The organism is Streptomyces sp. NPDC054813 (genome assembly GCF_053611365.1).
This window is the reverse complement of the sequence record NZ_JBSHAF010000009.1, coordinates 1-8,671: the sequence shown is the minus strand read 5'-3', so window position 1 is coordinate 8,671 and position 8,671 is coordinate 1. Positions and strand designations below refer to the sequence as shown.

Sequence of the window (8,671 nt, the reverse complement as noted above, 5' to 3'; positions counted from 1 at the left end):
CGGGGGGGGCGCGGGGGGGGGGGGGGGGCGCGGCGCCCGGGCCCGCGCGGGGGGGGGGGGGGGGGGGGGGGGGGGCGCCCCGCCGCGGCGGGGCGCCCCCCCCCCGCCCCGCCCCCCCCACCGCCCTTCCCCCATTCCCCCCGGAATCCGGACGGCTGCGCGCACCGGCCCGCCCCGAGCCCGGTCCCGCACGCCGCCGTCCGACTCGACCCACGCTCGACGAGGGCGTCCCGACAGGCCCCTCGCCGTCCCCTCGCGGCGAATCGCAGACCTCAAGCGTGAGCACACGGTCACAAGGCGTCAACACCCGTTCGGGGTTTTAGGAGTTATGACCCGGTTCATCATGGGCGCGCACAGATGCATTCCCCGGCGCATCACCGCACACCGGGATCACACCGCCTCGAACGCCAGCCCCTCGAACGAGGCCAGCCCGCCTCCGTACGCCACCGCCGCGCCCTGCCCCGGTTCCGAACACCGGTCGAGTTCGCACCAGATGCGCTTGCCGGCGCCTTCGGGGCTCCAGCCCCAACGGTCGGCCAGCCCGTCGACGAGGGCAAGGCCCCGGCCGCCGGTCGCGTCACTGTCGACGCACCGCGGTACGGGCGCGCGGTCGCTGGTGTCGGCGACCTCCAGCCGCACGGTGACCGACTCCTCGGCGCTCCCGAGGTCCGCGCCGGGCAGCGAGAGCCGCAGCACGGCCGGACAGCCCGTGTGCACCACGGCATTGGTGACCAGCTCGGAGACGAGCAGGATCAGCGTCTCGGCCAGCGGCTCGTCCGCCGCTATACCGGACCCGGCGAGGCGCGAGCGCGCCCACCTCCTGGCCCGTCCCACCTCCGCGGGGTCGGGCCGGATCTCCAGCTGCACTTGAAGCACCTGCACCGCTCACACCATCCGAACCGGCGGACACATGAACCCGCGCCGAGCGAGCGCCACGACAAGGACCGCGGCGACAAGGACGACGAGGGCCACGATCGTAGCCATTTTCTGCATGGCCAGAACAACGGCCAGAGCAAGGGTCACGGAACGTGATTCCCTTACGAGACAGCATGGTTGACGTACAGTCACCCCAACAAGCGCTTCGGGCATATTCCAACGCGAAGGAGTACGCGTACGGCATACTGTGCGACGCTCGCTGCGGGGAGTCGAACAGGCGGGGGCGCAAGCCCTTACCGCCCTGCGAGCGGCGGTGCGCACCATGAGCCGCGGGGCCGCTTCGACGGCACCGCCGGCATGGCTCGTCCTCGGAACCACTCGCATCCCACAGAAGGTACCCGAGGAGACACCCGACTCCAGGCCGTGACGAGTCACGCGTTGGACACAACCCGATATCAACGCTCAGTGACACCGATATGCCACGATCCGCGACACCCTGCCGTCCGGACCCCTGATTGCGCAGCCCAGAGCCGTTTCGAACGCTCAGCCGAGCAGGTCGGCGGCGAGCATCTCCTCACTCTCCGTGTTGCCTCCACGACGCTGCGCCCTCACCCAGGCCCTTTTCATGTGCAGATGCACCTCCGACTCCCAGGTGAAGCCCATCCCGCCGTGCACCTGGAGACAGTCCCGGGCGCCGCGTACGGCGGCCTCGTCGGCGAGCAGCCGGGCCGCCGCGATGTCCACCGGGTCGGCGGTCACGGCGGCCGCGTAGACGGCCGCACGCGCGGTCTCGGCGCGCACCAGCATCTCGGCGCACAGATGCTTGACCGCCTGGAAGGCCCCGATCGGCTGCCCGAACTGTTCCCGGGTCCGGGCGTGTTGCACGGCGAGCTCGCACGCGCGCGTGGCGGTGCCCAGCTGCTCGGCGGCGGTGAGGAGGACGGCGACCGGGTCGGGTGCCGCGGCCGCCGCCCCCGGCACCCGGTGCAGGGGCGTCAACGGGTCCACGGAACGCAGCGCTACGGCCCCGGACGCGTCCCCCCGTACGACATCGGCCTCGGCCAGCCACTCCACCAGGCCGCCGTCCGCGCGGGCCACCACGGCCTCCCCGGTGGCCGCGCCGGGCACGTCGGCCGCCGCGAGGTGGGTGGCCGCCAGCGGGCCGGTCAGCAGGGCCCGGCCCGCCTCCTCGAAGACCAACACCGCCTCGGGCAGCCCGAGTCCGACCCCGCCGTCCGCCTCCGGCAGCCGCAGCGCGAAGAACCCGGCCGCCCCCAGCTCCCGCCACAGCCCCCGGTCCAGCGCGGGCGTGTCGACCGCCGCCCGCAGCGCCTCGCCGTCGAACCGGCGTGCGAGCAGTTCCCGCATCCCGTCCCGCAACGCCCGCTGGTCGTCGCTCAGTTGGAAGCGCACACCCGTTCACCGCCCCTTCGGCAGCCCGAGGATCCGCTCGGCCACGATGTTCCGCTGGATCTGCGAGGTCCCGGCCGCGATGGTGTACGAGAGGGAGGAGAGCCGGTCGAGGACCCACGGCCGGTCCAGGTCGAGGGCGTCCGGGCCGAGCACGGCGGCGGCCGCGTCGTACAGCTCCTGCCGGGCGTGCGAGTAGCGCAGTTTGAAGACCGAGCCGCCGACACCGGGCACGCCCCTGCCCTCCGCCTCACTGACGTTCCACTGGGTCAGCCGCCACAGCGCCCGGAACTCGGCGTTCAGCCGGCCGAGGCGGCGCCGCAGCTCCGGATCGTCCCAGGTGCCGTTCGCCCGCGCCACGCGCGCGAGGTCGCCGAGCACCCGGCGGCAGGCGACGACCTCGCCGACGAAGGCGGTGCCGCGCTCGAAGGAGAGGGTCACCATGGTGACGCGCCAGCCGTCGTTCTCGGCGCCCACCCGGTTGGCCACGGGCACCCGCACCTCGTCGAGGAACACCTCGGCGAACTCGGCGGACCCGGCGAGCGTGCGCAGCGGCCGTACGGTGATGCCCGGCGCGGTCATAGGCATGGCCAGCCAGCTGATGCCCTTGTGGCGGGGGGCCTCCGGGTCCGTGCGCACCAGCAGCTCGCACCAGTCGGCGACCTCCGCGTGCGAGGTCCAGATCTTGGAACCGCTCACCACGTAGTCGTCCCCGTCGCGCCACGCACGCGTGCGCAGCGCCGCCAGGTCGGAGCCGGCGCCCGGTTCGCTGAAGCCCTGGCACCAGACCTCGTCCCCGCGCAGGATCGGCGCCAGCCAGCGCGCCCGCTGCTCCCCGGTGCCCTCGGCGGCGATGGTGGGGCCCGCGTGCAGCAGGCCCACGAAGTTGGCGCCCACATAGGGCGCGCCGGCCCTCTCGGTCTCCTCAAGGAAGATCAGCCGGGTGGTCGGCGAGGCGTCCCAGTGGACGTCGGCGTACCCGGCGTCGTACAGCGTCCGCTGCCAGCCGAGGTCGTAGGCGCGGCGGCCCGGCCAGTCCTCGGGCCGCGGCTTCGGCGGCAGGCCGGGGAGTACCTTGGCGAGCCACTCCCGCAGCCGCGCCCGGAAGTCCTCCTCCTCGGGTGTGTACGACAGATCCACCGGCAGACACCCCCACGGAGCTGATGGTTCGTCAGATCTCGCAGGCTAGCCCCGCACCCCTGGACCGACAAGGTGCCAGGACCTACGATCTGACGACTCGTCAGTTAACGGCGGCAGGGGGCTCGGCCATGGACGAAACGAACGCCACCGCACACGAGGCGAACGCCACCCCGCACGAGGCGGACGCCGTCGCAAACGAAGCGGACGCCGTCGCGCGCGAGCTGGGCGTCTCCCGCACGCTCTGGGACCTGGTCGCCCGCCGCGCCGAACTCACCCCAGGCCGGCCGGTGTTCCTCCAGGGCGACCGCACCCTCTCCTTCGGCGACCTGCGCGCGCGTGCCGAACGCACGGCGGCCGGACTGTACGCCATGGGCGTGCGCCCCGGCACGGTCGTCGCCTGGCAGCTGCCCACCCGCATCGAGACGGCAGTCCTGTCCTTCGCGCTGGCCCGCCTGGGCGCCGTACAGAGCCCCGTCATCCCCTTCTACCGGGACCGCGAGGTCGGCTTCGTACTGGGCGAGTCCCGGGCCGAGTTCTTCGCCGTACCGGGCGTGTGGCGCGGCTTCGACCACACGGAGATGGCCCGGCGGCTGGGCGCGAAGGGGATCTTCGAGGCGTACGACGAGCTGCCCGACGGCGATCCGGCGGTGCTGCCCGCCCCGCCCGCCGAGGGCACCTCCGTCCGGTGGATCTACTGGACCTCGGGAACCACCTCCGACCCCAAGGGCGTTCTCCACACGGACCGTTCACTGATCGCGGGCGGTTCCTGCCTGGCGCACGCGTTGCGGCTCACGGCGTCCGACGTGGGCTCGATGGCGTTCCCGTACGCGCACATCGCGGGCCCCGACTACACGGTGATGCTGCTGCTGTACGGCTTCCCGGCGGTCATGTTCGAGCAGTTCGCGCTGCCGGACGCGCTCCCGGAGTACCGCAGGCACGGAGTGACGGTGGCGGGCGGCTCGACGGCGTTCTACTCGATGTTCCTGGCGGAGCAGCGCAAGCAGCCGGGGGTCCCGGTGATCCCCTCGCTGCGGCTGCTGGCCGGCGGCGGGGCGCCCAAGCCGCCGGAGGTGTACCACGCGGTGGTGCGCGAGATGGGGGTGCAGCTGACGCACGGGTACGGCATGACCGAGGTGCCGATGATCACGATGGGGGCGCCGGACGACACGGCGCAGAACCTGGCGACGACCGAGGGCAGGCCCCCGGAGGGGATGGAGATACGGGTCGCCGAGGGTGGTGAGGTGCGGTTGCGCGGCGAGGCGGTGTGCCAGGGGTACCTGGATCCGGCGCAGACCGCCGAGGTCTTCGACGGGGACGGGTTCCTGCGGACCGGTGACCTCGGGCAGTTGACCGAAAGCGGTCATCTCGTCCTCACCGGACGCCTCAAGGACGTGATCATCCGCAAGGGCGAGAACATCTCGGCGAAGGAGATCGAGGACCTGCTCGCCGCGCATCCGGCGGTGGGCGACGCGGCGGTGGTGGGGCTGCCGGACGCGGAGCGCGGGGAGCTGGTGTGCGCCGTGGTCGAACAACCGCCGGGGAGCGCCGCGTTGACGCTTCCGGAGGTGGTGGCCCACCTGCGCACGGAAGGGCTGTCGGTGCACAAGCTGCCGGAGCGGCTGGAGGTGGTGGACGCCCTTCCGCGCAACGAGACCCTGCGCAAGGTGCTCAAGTACAAGCTGCGCGAGCGCTTCTCGGCGCCCGCCACGGACCCCGGGACTGCCGCGCCGGGAAGCCGGGAGACTCCTGCACCACGGAAGCCGGAGGCCTCCGCGCCGGGGAGAGCTACTCAGGGATCGTGAAGTAGCGGGCGAACGCCGGGACGATCTCCGCCTCCGCGACCTTCCCGTCGCCGTCGATGTCGAGGCCGGACGCCACCGCACGGGCGGTCTCCGGGGGGACCCCTAGGACGCGGAGCACGCGCACGGTGTCGGCGACGGTCGCCGTGCCGTCGTTCGCGGTGTCCGCGAGGGCGAGGGCCGCGTGCAGGAAGGGCCGGGCGATCTCGCCGAACCGGTCGGGATTGTCGTGCAGCCGCTTGACCGCGCCGCTCACGAACTCCTCGCGGGTGATGCGCTGGTCGCCGTCCCGGTCCGCCATGCCGGCCATGCCCTGCCAGAAGCCCTCCGCGCCGGCGTACAGAGCCTGGCCCTTGTCGGAGCGGGCGGGGACGCCGAACTCGGCGAGCAGCGCCTTGGCCGCCGAGTTGAAGTCCTCGCGGTCGATCCAGCCGTTGCCGTCCTGGTCGAAGGTTGCGAACCGGGCGGCGATCCGTCGCTCGTACTCGGTGCTGACCATGTGTGTTCGGGCCGCCTTACGTGACGTGGGGGTTCCTCTCGCAGGGAGCGTACGACGCGGGCGGCGACCCTGGAGCGGGAAAACGACCCTTGTGCCAAGACCGGGGGAATTCTGCGACAACAATGTGGCACTGCCGTGATCGTCCGCTATGGAGGGCGCGTCGCGCCCGCCGGCCCACCGGCCCTGGTGGGCGCAGCCCCGCTATGCCGAGAGCGGGCCCTCCTCGTCGCTGACCGCGCTGTCCATGTCGGGGTACACGTCGAACAACCGTCGTACGCCGAGGGCACCGAGGACCCGGTTGACGTGAGAACCGTCACTCGCGCCCTGGGCGGGCAGTATCAGCCGCAGCCGGCCCCGGCAGGAGCGGATCAGGCGGCGGGCCGCGATGAGGACGCCGACCCCGCTGGAGTCGCAGAAGAAGACGTCGGAGAGGTCGAGGACCAGGCTGTGATGGCCGTCGGCCACCGCGTCGTGCACCCGCTGGCGCAGCACCGGCGAGGTCACCAGGTCCAGTTCGCCCGACACCCCGAGCACGACCCACTCACCCTGTTCGACGTCGGTCACCTTGAAAGCCACGGCTCAGCCCTTCGCTCGCCGGATCTCCGGAACCACCCGGAAACGGAGCCAGTTCCTTCGCTTCTTTTCGCGCGGCTGCCCAGCGGCCGTTCCCCGAAACCCTGGATGACAAACGAGCGACGATCAGCAAGGGTCTTGTTTCGGTCACTGTCGATCCTGTTCGATCAGAAGCGGAGGGTTCGCCCGGACCTGACTGTGACACCGCGGAAGCCCCCGGAGGGGCGCACCGACCAGCGCACGGAGAAGCGCACGGAGGAACACCGGAGGGCCCCTACCACTCACGGGCCCTCAGGGGGCGCGCATTGCCACAAAGGGGCGTGCGTTGTCCGACGTGCCGACTACATTCGAGGAGACGGTGGAGACACGCTGGACGCAGGCACGGGGAGGGGGCCGCATGGCGAAGAAGGACGTACCGCCCCGCTGGGACCGCAAGATGCAGCAGCGGCTCGCGCGCGGCGAGGCCGCCGCCCTCGGCGAGCTCTACGACCGCTTCGCCTCGCTCGTGCACGGCCTGGCCCACCGCGTCCTCGGGGACGAGCGGGCCGCCGACTCCATAACCCGCGAGGTCTTCGCCCATGTCTGGGAGCATCCGGACGCCTACGACCCCAGGCAGGGCCCGCTGCGCTCCTGGGTCGCCGCGCTGACCCACCGGCTCGCCGTGCAGCGCCTCAGGGCCACCGAGACCGCCGCGCTCACCCCGGGCGACACCGGCGCGGAGGCCACGGAGGAGCTGGAGCGCAAGGTGCGGCGCGCCTCCGTCGCCGCCCGCGCGGACTACATCGTGCACTCCATGCCGACCCCGCTGCGCGCCGCCCTGGACCTCGCCTACTTCCAGCGACGTGACTACCGCCAGACCGCGGTGGACCTCGGCGTCACCGAGGACGAGGCCCGCCGCCGGCTGCGCCTCGGGCTGCTGCTGCTCTCCACCGCACATGACGCCGGGAGACCGCCCGGGTACGGAGGTGCGGCGTGACCGGCGCCGATCCCTTCGACGCGCACGACGGCACGGGCTCCGGCGGCGGGGCCGGTGACGTGCCGCGGGACGGCGGCGGCGAGCCGGGCGGGCCGCCGCGCATCCCGCTGCCCCGGGCCTCCGTCGAGGACGGCGGCCGTCCGCTGCCCGAACTCGACGACCTGCCGCCGGTACCGCTGGAGTTGCCGCACGACGTCCTGAAGTCGCTGCTGGGTGCCTGGGCGCTGGCCGCCTGCTCGACGGCGGAGGCCCTCGCCGTCGAGATCCACCTCGGCGACTGCGGGGCCTGCGCGGACGAGGCACGGCGGCTGCGCGAGGCGGTCGGTCTGCTGCACCAGCCGGAGAGCCTCGACCTCGACCCCGGTCTGCGCACCCGCGTCCTGGAGGCCTGTCTGGACCGCCGGCCGCCGCGCATCCCGATCCCCGAGTGGGCGGCACCCTACGACGCCGAGACCGCCCGCCTGGACGCCCTGCTCCAGGACATCGGCGACGCGGAGTGGCACGCGCCGGTACGGCTGCGCTGGTTCGACGGCGCGGCGCCGACGAGCCGCCGTACGACGGTCGCCGGGGTCATCGCGCACCTGCTGTCCGTCGACGGCCTGGTGGCAGCCGCGCTCGGCCTGGACGACCCCCTGGGAGAGGCGCCCGCGCAGGGCCCCGCGGCCCGCACCGAGGCCTTCTGGCAGGCCTCGCACTTCCCGCCGACCCGTGCGCTGCGGGTTCCCTGGCGGGAGCAGAGCCACCGGATCGTGCAGACCGTCTCCTTCACCGGCAGCGGCGCCGGGCGCCTCGGGGTGTCGTACGGCGACTTCGCGCTGCCGTTGCACGACGCGATGCTGGACCGTGCCTTCGAGTGCTGGGTGCACGCGGAGGACATCGCGGTGGCCGTGGACTACCCCTACGGGCCGCCGGCCCCGAGGTACCTGCACCGGATGATCGACCTCGCGGCGCGGATGCTGCCCGCTGCGCTGGCGGCGCGCCGGCAGGCGGGGCTGGCGGCGCCCGGGCCGACCCCGCACCTGGTCCCTGCGGGACAGCCCGGCCGCAGCCTGCGGCTGGAGATCGAGGGCAACGGGGGCGGCGAGTGGCTGATCCCGCTGGACTCGCCGGGGGCGGTGGGCTCGGAGGAGTTCGAGGTGGCGCACGTGGCGCTGGACGACGTGGAGTTCTGCCGGCTGGCCGCGGGCCACGTTCCTCCGGAGGATGCGGCGGCGGGGCAGCTGGGAGACCGGGCGGCGATCAGGGACGTGTTGTTCGCTGCCGCGAGCCTGAGCCGGATGTAGAGACGTTCGCCCAAGGGGCGGGTGGTTCGGTTTCGCCGGCGGCCGCGGGTACGTGGGGGCTGTTCGCGCAGTTCCCCGCGCCCCTAAAGCTAAAAGCGGGGCGCAGCCCCGTCTC

At 73.1% G+C, this 8,671-nt stretch carries 8 protein-coding genes; 3 read left to right on the top strand and 5 right to left on the bottom strand.

Annotation, left to right across the window (positions count from 1 at the left end; all coding sequences use genetic code 11):
* Nucleotides 1–390: 390 nt before the first annotated feature.
* The 3 genes from ACWGJB_RS19315 to ACWGJB_RS19305 form a co-directional block, all read right to left on the bottom strand.
* Entirely contained in the window at nucleotides 391–867 is a 477-nt protein-coding gene (locus ACWGJB_RS19315; RefSeq protein ID WP_453381646.1) for an ATP-binding protein, read from the bottom strand.
* 552 nt (nucleotides 868–1,419) lie between these two features.
* Complete coding sequence (locus ACWGJB_RS19310; protein ID WP_453381368.1) at nucleotides 1,420–2,289, bottom strand: acyl-CoA dehydrogenase family protein; 870 nt, start codon at nucleotides 2,287–2,289, stop codon at nucleotides 1,420–1,422.
* Nucleotides 2,290–2,295: 6 nt separating this feature from the next.
* Nucleotides 2,296–3,426, bottom strand: a complete 1,131-nt coding sequence (locus tag ACWGJB_RS19305; RefSeq protein WP_453381367.1) for an acyl-CoA dehydrogenase family protein — start codon at nucleotides 3,424–3,426, stop codon at nucleotides 2,296–2,298.
* A 128-nt stretch (nucleotides 3,427–3,554) separates the two neighbouring features.
* Between ACWGJB_RS19305 and ACWGJB_RS19300 the strand changes: the two genes are divergently transcribed.
* Nucleotides 3,555–5,228, top strand: a complete 1,674-nt coding sequence (locus ACWGJB_RS19300; RefSeq protein WP_453381366.1) for a class I adenylate-forming enzyme family protein — start codon at nucleotides 3,555–3,557, stop codon at nucleotides 5,226–5,228.
* Here ACWGJB_RS19300 and ACWGJB_RS19295 read toward each other — a convergent pair.
* Both ACWGJB_RS19295 and ACWGJB_RS19290 read right to left on the bottom strand, forming a co-directional pair.
* Entirely contained in the window at nucleotides 5,212–5,724 is a 513-nt protein-coding gene (locus ACWGJB_RS19295) for an EF-hand domain-containing protein (protein ID WP_453381365.1), read from the bottom strand. The genes ACWGJB_RS19300 and ACWGJB_RS19295 overlap by 17 nt on opposite strands.
* 201 nt (nucleotides 5,725–5,925) lie before the next feature.
* Complete coding sequence (locus ACWGJB_RS19290) at nucleotides 5,926–6,300, bottom strand: STAS domain-containing protein (protein ID WP_453381364.1); 375 nt, start codon at nucleotides 6,298–6,300, stop codon at nucleotides 5,926–5,928.
* 394 nt (nucleotides 6,301–6,694) lie between these two features.
* Between ACWGJB_RS19290 and ACWGJB_RS19285 the strand changes: the two genes are divergently transcribed.
* Nucleotides 6,695–7,273 carry a sigma-70 family RNA polymerase sigma factor gene (locus ACWGJB_RS19285; protein WP_453381363.1) on the top strand — a complete coding sequence of 193 codons (579 nt, stop codon included), beginning with the start codon at nucleotides 6,695–6,697 and terminating at the stop codon, nucleotides 7,271–7,273.
* Nucleotides 7,270–8,556: a maleylpyruvate isomerase N-terminal domain-containing protein gene (locus ACWGJB_RS19280; protein WP_453381362.1), complete on the top strand. Its 1,287-nt coding sequence runs from the start codon at nucleotides 7,270–7,272 to the stop codon at nucleotides 8,554–8,556. The genes ACWGJB_RS19285 and ACWGJB_RS19280 overlap by 4 nt, the downstream gene beginning before the upstream one ends.
* Nucleotides 8,557–8,671: the final 115 nt, after the last annotated feature.

Bases quoted from the DNA above. Each gene is read 5' to 3' on its own strand.
- ACWGJB_RS19300 (WP_453381366.1), top strand. From the start codon at position 3,555: ATGGACGAAACGAACGCCACCGCACACGAGGCGAACGCCACCCCGCAC.
- ACWGJB_RS19295 (WP_453381365.1), bottom strand. From the start codon at position 5,724: ATGGTCAGCACCGAGTACGAGCGACGGATCGCCGCCCGGTTCGCAACC.
- ACWGJB_RS19285 (WP_453381363.1), top strand. From the start codon at position 6,695: ATGGCGAAGAAGGACGTACCGCCCCGCTGGGACCGCAAGATGCAGCAG.